General features: G+C 61.6%; 13 protein-coding genes. 2 read left to right on the plus strand and 11 right to left on the minus strand.

The features are described 5' to 3' along the window. Positions 1–53 precede the first annotated feature (53 nt). The 8 genes from AC07V9_RS04260 to AC07V9_RS04295 all read right to left on the minus strand — a co-directional run bounded on the left by AC07V9_RS04260 (position 54) and on the right by AC07V9_RS04295 (position 9,282). Complete coding sequence (locus tag AC07V9_RS04260) at positions 54–1,406, minus strand: outer membrane beta-barrel protein (RefSeq protein WP_495014445.1); 1,353 nt, start codon at positions 1,404–1,406, stop codon at positions 54–56. 61 nt (positions 1,407–1,467) lie between these two features. Beyond that, positions 1,468–1,845 (minus strand): nuclear transport factor 2 family protein, encoded by a 378-nt coding sequence (locus tag AC07V9_RS04265; RefSeq protein ID WP_495014446.1) that lies wholly within the window; start codon positions 1,843–1,845, stop codon positions 1,468–1,470. A gap of 67 nt (positions 1,846–1,912) precedes the next feature. Beyond that, positions 1,913–2,773, minus strand: coding sequence for a fumarylacetoacetate hydrolase family protein (locus AC07V9_RS04270; RefSeq protein ID WP_495014447.1), 861 nt, complete (start codon positions 2,771–2,773; stop codon positions 1,913–1,915). A 5-nt stretch (positions 2,774–2,778) separates the two neighbouring features. Then, a complete protein-coding gene (locus tag AC07V9_RS04275) occupies positions 2,779–3,375 on the minus strand; it encodes a VOC family protein (RefSeq protein ID WP_495014448.1) in 597 nt (198 codons plus the stop codon). A 30-nt stretch (positions 3,376–3,405) separates the two neighbouring features. After that, on the minus strand, positions 3,406–4,707 hold the full coding sequence (locus AC07V9_RS04280; protein WP_495014449.1) for a 2-oxo acid dehydrogenase subunit E2: 1,302 nt from the start codon (positions 4,705–4,707) through the stop codon (positions 3,406–3,408). Between the two features lie 23 nt (positions 4,708–4,730). Beyond that, entirely contained in the window at positions 4,731–7,406 is a 2,676-nt protein-coding gene (mdeB, locus tag AC07V9_RS04285) for an alpha-ketoglutarate dehydrogenase (RefSeq protein ID WP_495014450.1), read from the minus strand. A gap of 115 nt (positions 7,407–7,521) precedes the next feature. Further along, positions 7,522–8,028: a flavin reductase family protein gene (locus AC07V9_RS04290; protein ID WP_495014451.1), complete on the minus strand. Its 507-nt coding sequence runs from the start codon at positions 8,026–8,028 to the stop codon at positions 7,522–7,524. 27 nt (positions 8,029–8,055) lie between these two features. Then, a complete protein-coding gene (locus AC07V9_RS04295) occupies positions 8,056–9,282 on the minus strand; it encodes an acyl-CoA dehydrogenase family protein (protein WP_495014452.1) in 1,227 nt (408 codons plus the stop codon). Between the two features lie 432 nt (positions 9,283–9,714). On the opposite strand from AC07V9_RS04295, the gene AC07V9_RS04300 reads away from it, so the two are divergent. Further along, positions 9,715–10,431 (plus strand): TetR/AcrR family transcriptional regulator, encoded by a 717-nt coding sequence (locus tag AC07V9_RS04300; RefSeq protein WP_495014453.1) that lies wholly within the window; start codon positions 9,715–9,717, stop codon positions 10,429–10,431. Between the two features lie 63 nt (positions 10,432–10,494). On the opposite strand, the gene AC07V9_RS04305 is transcribed toward AC07V9_RS04300, so the two are convergent. From AC07V9_RS04305 to AC07V9_RS04315, 3 genes are read right to left on the minus strand one after another with little or no spacing between them, the layout of a single operon-like run. Beyond that, positions 10,495–11,904 (minus strand): efflux transporter outer membrane subunit, encoded by a 1,410-nt coding sequence (locus AC07V9_RS04305; RefSeq protein ID WP_495014454.1) that lies wholly within the window; start codon positions 11,902–11,904, stop codon positions 10,495–10,497. After that, entirely contained in the window at positions 11,901–15,053 is a 3,153-nt protein-coding gene (locus tag AC07V9_RS04310; protein ID WP_495014455.1) for an efflux RND transporter permease subunit, read from the minus strand. Before AC07V9_RS04310 ends, AC07V9_RS04305 begins: the two co-directional genes overlap by 4 nt. A gap of 58 nt (positions 15,054–15,111) precedes the next feature. Beyond that, positions 15,112–16,242: an efflux RND transporter periplasmic adaptor subunit gene (locus AC07V9_RS04315; RefSeq protein WP_495014456.1), complete on the minus strand. Its 1,131-nt coding sequence runs from the start codon at positions 16,240–16,242 to the stop codon at positions 15,112–15,114. Between the two features lie 233 nt (positions 16,243–16,475). On the opposite strand from AC07V9_RS04315, the gene AC07V9_RS04320 reads away from it, so the two are divergent. Further along, positions 16,476–17,249 carry an IclR family transcriptional regulator gene (locus AC07V9_RS04320; RefSeq protein ID WP_495014457.1) on the plus strand — a complete coding sequence of 258 codons (774 nt, stop codon included), beginning with the start codon at positions 16,476–16,478 and terminating at the stop codon, positions 17,247–17,249. The last annotated feature ends 28 nt before the right edge of the window (positions 17,250–17,277 follow it).

Here is a 17,277-nt window from a genome sequence, read left to right on the forward strand (position 1 = left end):
GCACATCTCACGAGCACTGGAGACGGGCGATGAGCGATGACCCAGTGATTGACTCAGAAGTAATAGAGCGCCTCCACCAGCGCAGTCATTTGCGTGCGATCACGACCGTTGCCGTAAGGGCTGTCGTGATCATGGCCCTGGAACCAGTCATAACGCAGCTCCGGACGCAACGACAGGTGCTTGTTCACCTCATAACGAACGCCGGTGGTCACGGCATTGAAGTCGCCACGGCCCGTCGTTGTCGGGAACAGGATGAAGCCGTCAGGATCGCTGAAGTGCTCGCCACGCAGCGACCACGAAAGGTCTTTGCGCATCTGGTAGGTCAGCACCGCATTGGCACCCCACCAATGGGCGCCGTCAAAACCGGGCCCGGTGAGGATGTCCACGGTCGACGCCTTGCCATCACCTGCCTGATGACCATAAACAAGCTCCGCCCCCATCGACCAGCGTGCGTCGAACTGATGCCAACCATTCAAGGAATGCTGCTGCTTGAGTTGCCCCGACGACGCCACGATCCGCGACGGCGGCCCCTGCACATCGCTGAAACTGTCGTTTTGCTCATTGCCGACGATGAACTCGTAATCGATCCAGGCGTTCATGTCCGGCGAGCGCCAGCGCAGAGCCCCTGTGAGCGACTTGTCGTGGTTGTTGTCGCGCAGGTTGTTCCAGCCTTGAATCACGCCCAACTCCACACCCAGAATCCCTGCGCTGCCGTTGTACACGCGGCTGCTGGCCAACACGCCGGCGCCGGTACTGGGCTCGCTGACGAAGGCGTAGGTTTTGCTGGCGAAAGGATTGCGGGCAAACCGCACGTTAGGCGGGATTTCATAGCCCATGGCGAGACCGAACACCCCCGCCATGAAACTGATGCCGGGGCCATAAGGCAGGTAGAGCGTGGCCGCGCCGTTGGGGACAGCCAGGAAATAGTCCTTGTCATGTTGCGCGCGCGGGTTGTCCTGCTCATTCATGTGCAGCGTCTGGTCCCAGCCGTAGGTGCGCGCGAACTGGGCATTGCGACCGTAGTTGAGTTCCAGGGTGAAACCGAACGAGGCCTCTTCAGGTTTTGGGCCTGGCAATGGCGTAATGCGTGGAATGAACGTGCCCTTGAGTTGCCGGTCGACAAACAGGTGGAGACTACCGAGCTCAAGCCCCTCATCCGACATGCCCGTGAGGGGCAAATTGCTCAGGCCATGTTGGCGTTCATCAGAGGTCGAGCGGTTGTTTCTCGCGTAGCCGATGTCCAGAAGATTGGAAACGGTGATGCCGTAATCGCGTTCCAGTCCTTCACCAAAAACACTGCGAAACAAGGTTCCTTCGCCGGGCTTGTCATCTTCGTCCGCATAGCAGTTCACGATCGCGAGGGCGGCCAAAACCGCGCCAAGTGCTTTCACTTTGACGTTCTTCATGTTCTGTCTCTTGTTCTTATTGTCAGAAACCCACCTGTGCCGGTGGGTTGGGAAACGCGTGTTACCGATCGGTGGCCTGGAAGCTCACCTGCCGCCAGGCGCCATTGCGGCAAAACCAGACTTGGGTGGTGATGACATCCATTTGCCGGCGCTCGCCCGTGCTGCGGAACTCGATCTGCTGCAGCAATCGCCCCGTGGCCACGGCAACGTCGCCTTGAACCTGAACATCCAGGCTCTTGCGCTCAGCGCTGAGGAACTTGATCGCTGTCTCGACCAGACTCAGATATTTATGCTTGTCATCCACCTGCCCCGTTGCGTGGATGTGCACCAGTTGCTCATCCACCAGGTCGCGCAGTGCAGCAATATCGTTGTTCACCAACGCACGGCAGCGCGCGGCTTCGAGTTCGATGATGGTGTTCACGATGGCGTGCTCAGTCATAAAATCGTCTCAGGAATGAAATGTGAAGAGGCCGCCGCTTAACTTGGAGCGGCCTCTGTATCAGGCATCAGGGTTCGGCGCGCACCGGGTTTCCCAGGCTGCCGAGGCCATCGATTTCGACGCGCACCCGGTCACCTTCACGCAACCAGCGCGGCGGTTTGAACGCCGCGCCGATACCGCCAGGCGTGCCGGTAAAAATCACGTCGCCCGGCTCAAGAGTCATGACCTTGGACAGGTGCTCGATCTGCTGGTAGCAGTTGAAAATCAGCTGATCGGTGTTGGAATCCTGGCGTTTCTCGTCGTTGACGAAGCAGCGAATACCCAGCGCGTGCGGATCAGTAATCTCGTCCGCGGTGACGATCCACGGCCCGAATGGCGCATGGGTGTCGAACGATTTGCCCAGCACGAACTGCGAGGTCCGTAGTTGCCAGTCGCGTACGCTAACGTCGTTGCCGACGCAGTAACCAAAGATCGCCTCCCGCGCGGTATCCGGGGATAGATGGCGCCCACGCTTGCCGACGATGAACACCATTTCGGCTTCGTAATCGAGGGCCTGGGACACCTTGGGTAAGTCGATCGGCGCGTAAGGGCCGTTTGCTGCGGTGCTCATCATCGCGAACCACAGCTGATCGGCCGGCATGTCCATGTCGGACTCTTCCACATGATCGGCGTAGTTGAGCCCGATACCGAGGATCTTGCCGGGGCGCGGCACGGGGGCCAATAACGTGACCTCGCTGATCGGCATGCCCGAAACATCGCTGGCTGCCAGCTCCGCCAGCGGTTTTTGCCAGAAGTCCCACTCGGCGATGAGATCGATCATGGTGGCTGGCGCATCCGCGAAATGATCGCGGATCGCGACCACCTGCCCGGCGATGACCAGGCCAACGGCGGGAGCGCTCGCGCCGCTTTTGAATGTGCAGAGTTTCATGCTGTTTACCTGTATTGAGGGCCGAGGGATTTGCCAGTCGCGCACGTGCCGAGCACGCACAGTTCGGCATCGCTGGCGCCGGCATGCCATTGGGCGAGCATCGCGTCGGCGTCGAACTCCACGCCGATCGGGTTCTGTTTGAAAATGTCGGATTTGAAGACTGCAGCCGCGTCGGCTGGGTCGGTGAAGTTGTCGACCTGCAACTCGATGTCGTTGCCTTCCGGGTCGCGGTAGTACAGCGACGTCGTCGGCCCGTGGTTGATCGTCCACGACGGCAGGATGTCGAGACCTTTGAGGCGCTCGTAGGTGGCGAGGATCTGCGAGAGGGTCTGGTAGCTGTAGGCGACGTGGTGCACGCCGACCCTGTTCTCGGGCTTTTTCTCCAACTGCGGCATGTTGAAAAACGCCAGGCGGTGGTGTTCTTCGTCGAAGCTGATGAACGCCAGTACCTCGTCCTCGAAAACCAGGCGGGCCTGGAACACCTTGCGGTACCAGTCGACCATGGCTTGGCGATCAGCGCATTGATAGACCAGGTGCGCCATCTTGAACGGCACGATGGGTTGGGTCGACGCTTCGGGCTGGGTGGATTGCAGAGCGGTCATGTTCGTTCTCCATTGTTATTGTTCGGCGAGTCAGATCGACACACGGCGGAAGTCCGCCAACAGCGACACCAGATACGCGAGAAAACGGCCCGCCTCGGCGCCGTCCACGGCCCGGTGATCCCACGACAGCGAGAGCGGCAATTGCAGGCGCGGCTGAAACGCCGAGCCATCCCAAGACGGTTCGATGGCGGCCTTGCCGACACCCAGAATCGCCACTTCGGGCGCGTTGATGATCGGGGTGAAATGCCCGCCACCAATGCCGCCCAATGACGAAACCGTGAAGCAGCCACCACGCATCTGTTCGGCACTCAGCTTGCCGCTGCGCGCCAGTTGCGACAGCTCGCGCATTTCAGCAGCGATGGCCGCGATGCCCTTGCGATCAGCGTCGCGAATCACCGGGACCACCAGCCCATTGGGCGTGTCAGCGGCAAAACCGATGTGCAAGTACTGCTTGTGCACGATCTCCTCGCCCTGCAGGCTGACGTTGAACTGCGCAAAGCGCTGCAGCGCCGCGACACTGGCCTTGATCAGGAAAGCCAGCAGGGTGATTTTCGCCTCGCCCTCACCGGCTTCGTGATTGAGCTGCACGCGCAGCGCTTCAAGATCGGTAATGTCGGCCTGGCTGTGGTTGGTGACGTGAGGAATGCTGACCCAATTGCGATGCAGGTTCGCCGCAGACATGCGCTTGATGCGAGACATCGCGCGACGCTCGGTCGGGCCGAATTTGCTGAAGTCGATCTCAGGCCACGGCAGTACCTCAAGCCCGCGGCCCTTGCCCACCGCCGCGGCTGCCTGTTCGCGCTGCGCCTTGACGAAGGCCTTTACATCCTCGCGCTGGATTCGCCCACGGGGGTCGCTGGACGTGACCTGGCTGAGGTCGACACCGAGTTCGCGCGCCAGTTTGCGCACGGCTGGGCCGGCCAGCGCCGTGGACGCAGGTGTGGGTGTCGCGACGTGATTGGCTGGAGCAACTGTAGGCTCAGCAATGACCTGCGCTCGGGAAACCGCAGTGGCCTGGACCGGGGCCGTGGCCACCGTGACTGAAGCGCCCGCGACCTCAGCCGCAGGAGCAGAGACCGCTGCGGTATCACGGGCGGCCTGGGCGTACTCCACATGGGCGATCAGGCTGCCTTTGGAAACCAGATCGCCGGGCTTGATCAGCACCTCGCGAATCGTGCATTCGACGGTGCTGGGAACATCCATTACCGCTTTGTCAGACTCCAGCGTGATCAGCGATTGCTCGATGGCCACGCTGTCGCCCGCCTTGATGAATATCTCGATGACCGGCAGATCCTGGAAGTCGCCGATGTCGGGCACCTTGAGTGGTTGCATGGTTCAGTCTCCTGGGTCTCGGATCAGCGATTCCATGGGGCGTCGAGGGCGACGTCGATGGCGTAACGTTCGCGGGCTTGCGCAGCCTTTTGCGGGTCGATGGCAGCCAGTGCCGCCACGGCAATGTGCTGGCGGTCCATTTCGAAGAAGCGGCGTAATGCAGAACGGGTGTCGCTGCGGCCGAAACCATCGGTGCCGAGCGCGGTGTAAGGGGCACTGAGGTAAGGTGCGATCAGGTCGGCGTAGCTGCGCACGTAATCGGTGGCGGCGACGATCGGGCAATCGCCGCTCAGGCACTGCTGCACATAGCTCGGCGTCGGGCTGGCATCGCCGAACAACGCCGTGCGCTGCACCTCGCGTGCATCGCGGGCCAGCTCCGAGAAGCTGGTCACGCTCCAGATTTCACTGGCCACGCCCCAGTCCTCGGCCAGCAGCTCGGCGGCGGCGATGACTTCACGAAGAATCGAGCCGGACCCCAGCAGGCGTACAGCAGGGGGAACGCCCTCCTCACCTCGGCTGCCGAACTTGCGCATGCCCTTGATCACGGCCTCGTGATCCGCAGCGTCCAGCGGCGCCTGAACGTAGTTTTCATTAGTCACGGTCAGGTAATAGAACTCGTCGTGCTGCGCTTCGAGCATCCGCCGACTGCCATGATCGATGATCACCGCCACTTCGCTGGCGAATGCCGGGTCGTAGGCGCGGCAGTTGGGAACCGTGGAGGCGATCAACTGGCTGGTGCCGTCCTGGTGTTGCAGACCTTCTCCTGCCAGAGTCGTGCGTCCGGCCGTGGCGCCGATCAAAAAACCTCGGGCGCGTTGGTCAGCGGCGGCCCAGATCAGGTCGCCGACACGCTGGAAACCGAACATCGAGTAATAGATGTAGAACGGCAGCATGGCGACGCCGTTGACACTGTAAGACGTGGCCGCCGCGACCCAGGATGAAATGGCCCCGGCCTCGGTGATGCCCTCTTCCAGCAGTTGGCCGTCGCGGGACTCCTTGTAATAGAGCATCGCGCCCGCGTCTTCCGGCTCGTACAGCTGGCCCACGGGTGAATAAATCCCGATCTGCCGAAACAGGTTGGCCATGCCGAAAGTCCGGGCTTCGTCCGCCACAATCGGCACGATGCGCGGCCCCAGTTCCTTATCCTTGAGCAGGTTGGTGAACAGCCGCACCACAGCCGTGGTCGTCGACGTTTCGCGATCATCGGGCGCCAGCGCGAACGATGCGTAGCTGTCCAGCGCAGGCACGGCCAGTGAGTCGGCGCGGGTCTGACGGCGCGGCAGATAACCGCCCAATGCCGCGCGGCGCTCATGCAGGTAGCGCATCTCGGCACTGTCGGCCGCCGGTTTGTAGAACTGCATGTCCGCAAGCGCGGCGTCATCCAGCGGGATCGCGAAACGATCACGGAAGGTCTTCAATGCGTCGACATCCAGCTTCTTCTGCAAGTGCGTGGTGTTGCGCGACTCACCCGCCAGGCCCATGCCATAACCCTTTTTGGTCTTGGCCAGGATCACAGTGGGCTGGCCGTTGTGCTGCCGGGCGGCGGCAAAGGCGGCGTAGAGTTTGCGCAAATCATGGCCACCGCGACGCAGGCCGTCGATCTCCTGAGGCGTCATGTGCGAGACCAGCGCCTGCAGCTCGGGGTCCTGATCGAAGAAGTGTTCCAGGTTATAGGCGCCATCGTTGGCACCCAGCGTCTGGTACTGACCGTCGACGGTGTAGGCAAAGCGACGCAACAGCACATGGTTGTGATCGCGGGCGAACAAGGCGTCCCAATCCGAACCCCAGACCACTTTGATCACGTTCCAGCCGGCGCCACTGAACAGCGCTTCCAGCTCCTGGATAATCTGCCCGTTACCGCGTACTGGACCGTCAAGACGCTGCAAATTGCAGTTGACGATGAAGGTCAGGTTGTCGAGGTTCTCCCGCGCCGCCAGCGACAGCGCCGCGATGGACTCAGGCTCATCCATTTCGCCATCGCCGAACACGCCCCACACGTGACGGTTTGAAGTGTCGGAGATGCCCCGGTGTTCCAGATAACGCAGAAAGCGTGCCTGGTAGATCGCGCTGATCGGGCCAATGCCCATGGAACCGGTCGGGAATTGCCAGAAGTCCGGCATAAGCCACGGATGCGGGTAGGAGCACAGACCGCCGCCATCGACTTCCTGCCGATAACGCGCCAGCTGCGCCTCGTCCAGATGCCCTTCAAGGTAAGCACGGGCATAGACCCCAGGGGCCGAATGTGGCTGGAAATACACCAAGTCGCCCTTGGACTGCTCGTTGTCCGCGCGGAAAAAATGGTTGAAGCCCACCTCGAAGATTTCTGCGGCTGACGCGTAGCTGGAGATGTGTCCACCCAGCTCGCCATAAGCCTTGTTGGCCCGGGCGACCATCGCCAGGGCGTTCCAGCGGATGATCGATGTCAGCCGCTCTTCCATGGCCAGATCACCCGGGAATGCAGGCTGTTTCTCCAGCGCAATGGTGTTCTGGTACTGCGAATAAGGGTGCACGTTGCGGCGCACGCCCAGATGGCTGGCGTGTTCTTCAAGGCGACGCAGCAGGTACTCGACCCGTAGGTGACCGTCATGGCGGACAACGGCTTCCAGCGCTTCAAGCCAGTCCTGGGTTTCCTGTTTGTCGATATCGCTGTCGGCTTTGGCCGACGTATCGTGGGACGTAGGGTGGAGAGTGGCGGTCATGGCAAAACACTCGGTTTACATTTGTCAGGCATGAGTGAACTCGGACACGCCTTTGGCGGGCGTGTCTGCGCGTATCACTCGTGGGTGCGTTTGGCTGTGTTTCCGGCGACGGCGGCTACCAGCCGTCGATGCAGCCGCTCCATTCAATCCCCGGGGATCGGGCATGCATCTGGTGGTAACGGCCGCTGAAGAACAGCAACGGCTTGCGCTGGGCGCCAATGCGCACGTGCTCGATCTCCCCGATGTACAGCAGGTGGTCGCCTGCCGGATGCACATCGACGGTGCGGGCAACCAGCTGCACCAGGCTGCCATCCAGCAGCGGCGTGTCTTCGTGGTACATGAACGGCAGGTCGGCGCCCTGCTCCGGGCGTCCGCCGAAATGGCCGCTGAGCCAGCGCTGGCTCTCGGCCAGAAAGTTGACCCCGTAGCGCACGCCTTCGCCCACGAATTGGTTGAAGCTGGAAGCGTTACGGATCGAGACCAGAATCAGTGGCGGGTCCAGCGAGACCGACATGAATGCGTTGGCCGTCATGCCGGCTGGCTGGCCGTCGGCGGAAAAAGTCACCACCGTCACACCCGTGGCGAACTGGCCCATCACTGAGCGCAGGAGTTTGGCGTCCATTGGACAATCCTCGTTAAGTGATCGCAGTTACACCAGCGGCGTGACGGTGTTTTCAACGCCCAGCAGCGCCTTGCCGTACAGCTCGTTGCCCACTGCAGGCAGCGCCACGGCATGGCGCGCGGCTGTGTTGGAGTCGCGCCACCAGCGCTGCATGGGGCTGGTTTCCGAGAAGCTGCCAGCGCCATGGGCCGACAGCAGGATGTTGATGGCGTCGGTGATCTGAGTGTTGTTGAACCCGACATCCGCGCGAATGCGGGCGCGTGTCAGTGCATCGAGCTTGACGCCGTTACGCGCCGCTTCGTCCATCTCGTCGGCCGCGCGGAAGGCACGCAGGTGAGCCGTGTCGATCTTCAACGCGGCTTCGGCGATCTGGGTCTGGAACACCACCGAATCGGTCTGTTTTTCAAAGGACGTATAAGCGATTGCACGACGAGGCGCGTTGTCGATGACGTACTTCAATGCGGCACGCCCAAGCCCTAGCTGCGGGCCATTGAGAATCAGAGCCGCGAACGGCACGAACAGCCCGCGATAGGCCGCCTCATCCTTGTATTCGGTGGCGTACTCGCCCTCGATGGCGCCGGCCATGTTCAGCAGACGATGATCGGGCACGAAGACTTCGTTGGCGACCACACAATTGCTGCCTGAAGCACGCATACCGGCGGTGAACCAGGTGTCTTCAATGGTGTATTCGGACTTCGGCATCAGCGCCAGATATTGCCCGATCAGCGCGCCATTGGTGTCACGCTCTTCAGCGCCCACCACCGCCCAATCAGCGTGCAGGCTGCCCGAAGACGAATACCATTTGCCACTGACCACCAGCCCCCCTTCGACCCGGCGGGTATTGGGGGATGCGTTGAATACGCCCGCCACGCGGGCGTCCGGATTGGCGCCGAACACCTCGTTTTGCGCCTGCTCGGAAAACAGCCCGGTGAACCAGGCGCAAACGTTGGTCAACGCAACCACCCACGCCGTGCCCCCGCAGGCTTCAGCCAACGCCGCCGAGACTTCCAGATGCGCACGCAGCGAGCCTTCATGGCCGCCAAAACGCTTGGGCACCATCAAGCGGAACAGGCCGGCTTCACGAATGGCTTTGATATTCTCATCGCAGGTCCGACGATTCTTTTCATTGGCGACCGTGTTTTTGCTCAACAATGGTTGCAGTGCGCGGGCTCGTTCGATCAGCTCCGCCACGGAGGGCTGGGGCACGAACTCGGCGAAAGCGCTGACGTTCTTCACATGCAGATCTGTGCTCATACCTACCTCGATTTTCATAATGAACTAAATTGTCATTTAAAAATTCCGGGTACGCGATGACGCCAGCGCGCCATGAGGGCAATGCTGGAATCGTTGCGCAATCCAGAGAATCAGGGTCCGTCAGGGCCGGCTGGCACCACGGACGCAGGTCATGTCGGGAGGAGAATCAGCGGCGATGCAGCTTGAATACGCGGGCATGCCAGTTCGAGCGAGCGCTCGGGGATGTGGCGAAAGGTCGTGACGCGGGGATGCGGGGGCTGAACATGGTTTCGTCTCCTATTTATTTTTATGACGATATTGTCATTCCGACAATTGAGTTCAATGTAGGACAAGCTCATGAGAGGTGCAAGCAGTATTTAGACAAATTTGTCATTGTTAAAAAAACTCGCTAAATTGTCAGCCTGACACCGTGTCAATGACAGAGATTTCAGTGTGACCCAGACCGACCCCGCCTCCCGCTACACCGACCACCGCTCCAAAGTGGCCCTGAAAAAGCGCCAGGTCATGCGCGGCAAATTGCTAGATGCCGCCATGCGGGTTTTCGCAGCCGCCGGCGTATCGGCCCCCATCATCGACGATGTCATCCGAGAGGCCGAGGTCTCCAGGGGCACCTTCTACAACTACTTCAATTCGCTGGATGAGGTGCTGGTCGCGATCGGCCAGGAGCTCAACAACCAGATGACCACGGACATCCTGCCGGTCTATGACGTCTTGACCGATCCGCGCCATCGAGTGGCGGTGGCCTTCAGGCTGTTTCTGGTTCGTGCGCGGCTGGACCCGCAGTGGGCGGGTTTCGTCACCCGCGTAGATGCCTGGCAACACACTTCGCTGGTCTCCGAATACATGTCCAGGGACCTTGAAAGCGGCAAGGCGCAAGGCGATTTCGTCTTCGACAGAATCGACGCGGCCACCGACTTTCTCATGGGTGCTTCGGCCCACGGTATCCAGACGCTGCGCCAGGGCATCGAGCTGCCTGAGCGCTACATCGACACCTGTGTGCGCATGACCCTGTGCAGCCTGGGGTGCGTCGGCGCCAGGTGCGAAGAAGCCGTCAACTTTTCCATCACCTATCTGCAAGCCTGGGCGGCCGGTGAAGTGACCGAGACACTGCCCCTGTGGGCAATGAACCCGAAAAAAAAGAGCCCATGAGAACGGATTTCATGGGCCCAAGGGAGGAAACATCAGCAGGGGATTGATGGGGGATAAAGATGCTTAGAGCGTGGTGTCCGCGTTCTCCCCGCCGCCTAGCGCCTTGTAAAGCGTCACCAGGTTGTTGATCCGGGCCAGTTTGGTGTTGACCAGACTTTGCTGCGCGCTGAACAGGCTGCGCTGGGCGTCGAGGGCGTTGAGGTAGGTGTCTACCCCTTCGCGATAGCGGCTGTCTGCCAACAGGTAATTGCGCCGGTTGGCCTGCTCCAGGCGGGTTTCAGCGACCACCTGGGTGGTCAGTGAATCCCGTGCATCCAGGCCATCGGAGACTTCGCGGAATGCGACCTGAATGGCCTTCTGGTAGTTGGCCACTTCAATGGACGATTGCACCCTGGCGACATCGAGATTGGCCTGATTGCGCCCGGCGTTGAAGATCGGGATGTTGATCGACGGCACGAAGCTCCACGTGCCCTGCCCGCCCGAGAACAATTGGCCCAGGTCCGCGCTGGCGGCCCCAGCAGAGGCGGTCAGCGTGATGCTCGGAAAGAACGCTGCCCGCGCCGCACCAATGTTGGCGTTGGCGGCCTTGAGCTGATGCTCGGCCTCAAGGATATCGGGGCGATACATCAGCAAGTCCGAGGGCAAGCCCACCGGCAGCTGCTCGTCGACGGCCGGCGCATCGAGGCCGGTCGCCGCGAACATTGGCGGTGCCAACGGTTTGCCCACCAGCAGTACCAACGCGTTCTTGTCCTGCGCCACCTGCCGCTCGTATTGCGCCTGCGCCGCTTCGGCAGTGTGCACCGTGCTCTCGGCCTGGCTCAGGTCCAGCTCGGTCGCCACTTGCTGGTCGTAGCTGCTTTTCACCAGCGCGTAGCTGTCGTGCTGGCTGGCCAGGGTCTGCCGGGCAATGGCCAGCAATTGTTGATCCGCCTGCAGCTGGAAGTGGGCGCTGGCGACCTCGGCAATCAACGCCACCTTGACGCTGCGCTGGGCCTGGACCGTCGCGAAGTAGCTTTCCAGCGCCTGTTGATTGAGGCTGCGAACGCGACCGAAAAAATCCAGTTCATACGCAGTGAAACCCACGCCTGCGCTGTACTGATGGGTGACCTGATTATCGCCCGTGGTGCTCAGATCACTGGGCACGCGCTGGCTGGCGCCCGAACCCGAGGCGTTGATCGAAGGCAGCAGGTCAGCCCGGGAAATCCGGTACTGCGCCTGGGCCTTCTCGATGTTCAGGGCCGCGACACGCAGGTCGCGGTTGTTCAGCAGCGACTGGCTGATGAGTTCGCGCAGCACATCGTTCCGGAAAAACTGCTGCCAGGCCACACGCGGGGCATTGGCTTGCGCGGCGGCCGGCATCACCCAGGTCTGCTCGACCGGCGCCTCGGGACGTTGGTAGTCGGGGATCAGCGAACAGCCGCTGACCCCCATCAGCGCCACCACCACGGCGGCGCGCAATTGAATAGCGCTCATCGCTGCTCTCCGGACAGTTGTGCATGGGACTTGCCAAGGCTCGGGTTTTTCTTGCCGAACAGGTTGCAGATCACGACGAAGAACATCGGTACGAAGAACACTGCCAGGAAGGTCGCCGTGACCATGCCGCCGATCACGCCGGTGCCGATGGAGTGCTGACTGCCGGAGCCGGCGCCGTTGGAAATCGCCAATGGCAACACGCCGAGCATGAACGCCAGCGACGTCATGACGATCGGTCGCAGACGCAGGCGCGCCGCTTCGACTGCTGCTTCCAGCAACGGCTTGCCCTGCTCTTCATGCAATGCCTTGGCGAACTCGACGATGAGGATCGCGTTCTTCGCCGACAGCCCCACCGTGGTCAGCAGGCCGACCTGGAAGAACACGTCATTGGACAGCCCGCGCAGCAACGTCGCGACCACCGCACCGATCACACCCAAGGGCACCACCATGATCACCGAGACCGGCACCGACCAGCTCTCATACAAGGCTGCCAGGCACAGGAACACGATCAGAATGGAAATCGCGTACAGGGCCGGGGCTTGCGAACCGGACATGCGCTCTTCATAGGAAATCCCGGTAAAACGAATCCCTACCCCGTCAGGCAGCTGGCTGGCAATGCGGTCCACAGCGGCCATGGCGTCGCCGGAGCTGTAACCGGGCGCCGGCTCACCCATGATTTCCACCCCAGGCACGCCGTTGTAGCGCTCAAGCTTGGGCGAGCCGAATGTCCAGTGGCCGGAGGCAAATGCCGAGAACTTGACCATCTCGCCACGGGCGTTGCGCACGTACCATTTATCGAAGTCTTCGGGGGCGATCCGGCCACTCACCTCGCCTTGCACGTACACCTTTTTCACCCGCCCGCGGTCGATGAAGTCGTTGACGTAGGACGAACCCCACGCCGTGCTCATGGTGTTGTTGATGTCGCTGATGCTGACCTGCAGCGCGCGGGCCTTTTCCTTGTCGATGGTGATCTGGTACTGCGGCTCGTCATTCAGGCCGTTGGGGCGCACACGGGTCAGGGTCGAGTCCTGAGCCGCCAGCTGCAGAAACTGGTCGCGGGCCTGCATCAGCTTCTCGTGGCCCATGCCGACGTTGTCCTGCAGGTACAGGTCGAAACCGCTGGCGTTGCCCATTTCCAGAATCGCCGGGGGGACGATGGCGATCGCCGTGCCGTCCTTGATCTGGTTGGCGTGGGCCTGAATCCGCTGGGACAGGGCAAAGACCGACGTCTCGGCCTCGCCGCTACGCTCCTCCCAGGGTTTGAGGCCGATGAACAACATCCCCGAGTTCTGCCCGCGTCCGGCGAAGTTGAAGCCGTTGACGGTGTACGCCGACTCGACGATCCCCTCCTCCTGCTTGAGCACGTAATCACGCACATTATCGAGCACGACCTGAGTGCGCTGGGCCGAGGTGTTGGGCGGCATCTGCACCTGAACGATCATCGTGCCCTGGTCTTCATCGGGCAGAAAAGCCGTGGGGATCCTGGGAAACAGCAAGGCCATTGCCGCGACGATTGCCAGATACAACAGCAGGAACAGCCCCTTGCGCCGGGCAATGGTCGCCACCCCCACTTTGTATTGGTCGGCGCCGCGATCGAAGGTGCGGTTGAACCAGCCGAAGAAGCCCTTCTTCTCGTGATGATCGTGGCTGATCGGTTTGAGCAGCGTTGCACAGAGCGCCGGGGTGAAGATCAGCGCCACCAGCACCGACAGCGCCATGGCCGAGACGATGGTCACGGAAAACTGGCGATAGATGATCCCCGTGGCGCCACCGAAGAACGCCATGGGCACGAACACCGCCGACAGCACCATCGCGATGCCGACCAGCGCGCCCTGGATCTGGCCCATGGATTTGCGCGTGGCCTCCTTGGGCGAAGAGCCGTCCTCGACCATGACCCGCTCGACGTTTTCCACCACGACGATGGCGTCGTCCACCAACAGGCCGATAGCCAACACCATGCCGAACATGGTCAGGGTGTTGATGGTGAAGCCGAACGCCGCCAGGATGCCGAACGTACCGAGCAGCACCACCGGCACCGCCAGGGTCGGGATCAGCGTGGCGCGGATGTTCTGCATGAACAGGTACATGACCAGGAACACCAGCAGGATGCCTTCGAACAGGGTCTTGACCACTTCATGAATCGAGGCGCCCACCACCGGCGAGGTGTCGTAGGGGAACACCACTTTCAGGCCTTTGGGAAAATACGGTTCAAGCTCGGCCACGGTCTGGCGCACCGCCTTGACCGTGTCCAGCAGGTTGGCGCCGGTGGCCAGACGCAGGGCAATCGCCGCCGCAGGCTTGCCGTTGTAGGTGCCTGAGATCGAGAAGTTCTCTGCGCCCAGGCCCACGCTGGCCACGTCCTTGACGCGCACTTGCGAGCCATCGGGATTGACCTTGACCAGAATCTCGTTGAACTCCTCGGCGGTCTTCATCCGCGAGCTGCCCAGTACCGTGGCGTTGAGCTGCACCTGTTTGCGGGTCGGCAAGCCGCCTAGCGAACCGGACGAGACCTGCACGTTTTCCGACTGCACGGCATTGATCACGTCCTGCGGGGTCAGTTGATAGCTTTCCAGCTTCGCCGGATCGACCCAGATGCGCATGGCGTACTGAGCGCCCAGCAGCAGGAAGTCGCCGACACCGTGAGTCCGGGTGATCGGGTCTTTCATGTTGGAGGCGATGTAGTTGCCGATGTCGAAGTCGTCCATCGAGCCGTCTTCGGAATACAGGCCCACGATCAGCATGAAGTTGATCTGGTACTTGGCCACACGCAGGCCTTGTTTCTGCACCTCTTCGGGCAGCAAGGGCGTGGCCAGTTGCAGCTTGTTCTGCACCTGTACCTGGGCGATGTCGGGGTTGGTGCCCTGGTCGAAGGTCACCGTGATGTTGGTGCTGCCGTCGCTGTTGCTCTCCGACGACATGTAGCGCAGGCCGTCGAGGTTGTTGAGCTGTTGCTCGATCACCTGAACCACGGTGTCCTGCACGGTTTGCGCCGATGCACCGGGATAGGTGACGGTGATGTTGACCGCCGGCGCGGCGATGTTCGGGTACTGGTTGATCGGCAGCTTGAGAATCGAAAGCCCGCCGGCCAGCATGATCACGATCGCGATCACCCAGGCGAAGATCGGCCTGTTGATGAAAAAATTAGCCATGAAGAGTTACCTGAAAAGCGTGGAACGCCGCAGCGTCATTGCGAAAAGCGCGTGACCTTCAAGGCGTGGCGCTGGCCATCGCCGGAACGGGTGCGACATTGCGCGCCGCCACTGCCAGCACCTCAGTGCCCGGCTTGACCCGTTGCACCCCTTCGGTGATGACCTGATCGCCCGCCGCAAGGCCCGACTCCACCAGCCACTGATTACCGATGCTGCGCATGACCTTGATCTCGCGCAGCTCGACCTTGTTACCGGCACCGACTACAAACGCGGTGGCCTGGCCCTTGAGGTCACGGGTCACGCCCTGTTGCGGCACCAGAATCGCCTGCTCGCGTACGCCTTCGGCCAATTTTGCGTGGACGAACATGCCCGGCAGCAGGATGTTTTCAGGGTTGGCGAACGCGGCACGCAGGGTCACCGCACCGGTGCCCGGATCGACGGTCACTTCGGTGAATTTCAGCGTGCCCGGTTGCGTATAGGCTGTGCCGTCTTCAAGGGTCAGTTGCACGTTCACTTGGTCGGGCCCGGCCATGCTCAGCTGCCCGGACGCCACTTCGCGGCGCAGCCGCAGCAGGTCGGTGGAGGCCTGGGTGACGTCGACGTAGATCGGGTCCAGTTGATTGATCGAGGCCAGCGCATCGGTCTGATTGGTGCTCACCAGCGCGCCTTCGGTGACGCTCGAACGGCTGATACGGCCGTCGATGGGGGCCAGTACTTTGGTGTATTCGAGGTTGATCTGGGCCATTTTCAGATCGGCCCTGGCCTGGCGGAAGTTGGCGTCGGCGTCATCGAACTGCTGACGGCTGATCGCGCGGCTTTCCACCAGTCGCTTGTAGCGCTCGGCCAGGTTACGCGTGGTGTCCAGGTTGGCCTTGGCCTTGTCGTACGCCGCCTGATAGCTGGACGGGTCAATCTGATACAGCTGCTGGCCCTTCTTCACCACCGCGCCTTCGTTGAACAGGCGCTTGTGAATGATACCGCTGACCTGCGGGCGCACTTCGGCCACGCGGAACGCCGAGGTGCGTCCTGGCAGATCGCTGCTCAGCAACACGTTTTGCGCCTTGAGGGTGACGACGCCCACCTCAGGCGTCTTGGGGGCAGCGACCTGCGCAGGCTCCTTGCAGCCGGCCAATAACAGCACCGCCATCGGCAGCACCCGGCAGGCACGCCGGGAAGGTTTGATTTTCATTTGAGGCTCCTTTGAAACACAGCCATCCGGTCGCCATGGGCTGACGCTAATGCAGCGGCGAACTGGAATGGAAAAGATTAAATAACCACAATGCGATGCGATGTATCATAATGCGGTTATCGCGAATGACGCAACCGAGTTGATGGCTGATTGATTCGTGGAGTCTGTAAACTCCGCGTTTAGTCCAGATCACGCAGCGCGAGCGCACGCGGACAGCCCAATCGAGGAAGGCAATGAGTAATCCGAAAGACAACGACAACGAAGACGCGCGCTCAGGCGGCATTCAGGTGATCGCCCGCGCCAGCGCCGTGATGCGCGCGCTGGGCAGCCATCCGCAAGGCTTGAGCCTGGCCGCTATCGCCCAAGAGGTGGGCCTGGCCCGCTCCACCGTGCAGCGCATCGTCGCGGCGCTGGAAACCGAGCAACTGGTCGAGGCCCTGCGCCCCGGCAATGGGTTTCGCCTAGGCCCGGCGCTGGCTCAGCTGATTCACCAGACCCACACCGACATCATTTCCATCGCGCGCAAATCCCTGGAAGCGCTGTGCGAGCAGCTGCAGGAGAGCGTCACGCTGTCGTGCATCAGCGGCAAACAGAACATCGTCATCGACCGGGTGATCGCCGAGCGCGAACTGCGTGTGGTGTTTCCGATGGGGCATTCACTGCCGATGTACGCCACGGCGGATGGCAAGGCGCTGCTCTCTACCCTGAGCGACGCCCAGGTGCGTGAATGGCTGGGCGACAGGCTGGACCCGCTGACCGAATCGACCCACGACATCGAATCGCTGCTGCCGGAACTGCAACAGATTCGCGCCAGCGGCTTTGCCATCGATCATCAGGAGCACACCGTGGGCATCAGCGCCTGCGCGATCCTGATACCGACGTTCATGGGGCCGCATGCAGTAGCGGTGGTGGCGCCGACGTCACGGTTCCAGACGCGCTCGTCCGAGTTCAGGCAGGCGCTGGAAGACTGCAAGGCGGCCATCCTCAAGCTTGCGGGCAGTCATTGATTCACGCCTGGAAACAGCACGACGGAGA

The sequence above is a fragment of the Pseudomonas sp. GW821-FHT02A11 genome (assembly GCF_059421985.1).

What these genes read in the sequence shown, in the direction of transcription:
- AC07V9_RS04260 (WP_495014445.1), bottom strand. Translation starts at nt 1,406, where the DNA reads ATGAAGAACGTCAAAGTGAAAGCACTTGGCGCGGTTTTGGCCGCCCTC.
- AC07V9_RS04265 (WP_495014446.1), bottom strand. Translation starts at nt 1,845, where the DNA reads ATGACTGAGCACGCCATCGTGAACACCATCATCGAACTCGAAGCCGCG.
- AC07V9_RS04270 (WP_495014447.1), bottom strand. Translation starts at nt 2,773, where the DNA reads ATGAAACTCTGCACATTCAAAAGCGGCGCGAGCGCTCCCGCCGTTGGC.
- AC07V9_RS04275 (WP_495014448.1), bottom strand. Translation starts at nt 3,375, where the DNA reads ATGACCGCTCTGCAATCCACCCAGCCCGAAGCGTCGACCCAACCCATC.
- AC07V9_RS04280 (WP_495014449.1), bottom strand. Translation starts at nt 4,707, where the DNA reads ATGCAACCACTCAAGGTGCCCGACATCGGCGACTTCCAGGATCTGCCG.
- mdeB (WP_495014450.1), bottom strand. Translation starts at nt 7,406, where the DNA reads ATGACCGCCACTCTCCACCCTACGTCCCACGATACGTCGGCCAAAGCC.
- AC07V9_RS04290 (WP_495014451.1), bottom strand. Translation starts at nt 8,028, where the DNA reads ATGGACGCCAAACTCCTGCGCTCAGTGATGGGCCAGTTCGCCACGGGT.
- AC07V9_RS04295 (WP_495014452.1), bottom strand. Translation starts at nt 9,282, where the DNA reads ATGAGCACAGATCTGCATGTGAAGAACGTCAGCGCTTTCGCCGAGTTC.
- AC07V9_RS04305 (WP_495014454.1), bottom strand. Translation starts at nt 11,904, where the DNA reads ATGAGCGCTATTCAATTGCGCGCCGCCGTGGTGGTGGCGCTGATGGGG.
- AC07V9_RS04310 (WP_495014455.1), bottom strand. Translation starts at nt 15,053, where the DNA reads ATGGCTAATTTTTTCATCAACAGGCCGATCTTCGCCTGGGTGATCGCG.
- AC07V9_RS04315 (WP_495014456.1), bottom strand. Translation starts at nt 16,242, where the DNA reads ATGAAAATCAAACCTTCCCGGCGTGCCTGCCGGGTGCTGCCGATGGCG.
- AC07V9_RS04320 (WP_495014457.1), top strand. Translation starts at nt 16,476, where the DNA reads ATGAGTAATCCGAAAGACAACGACAACGAAGACGCGCGCTCAGGCGGC.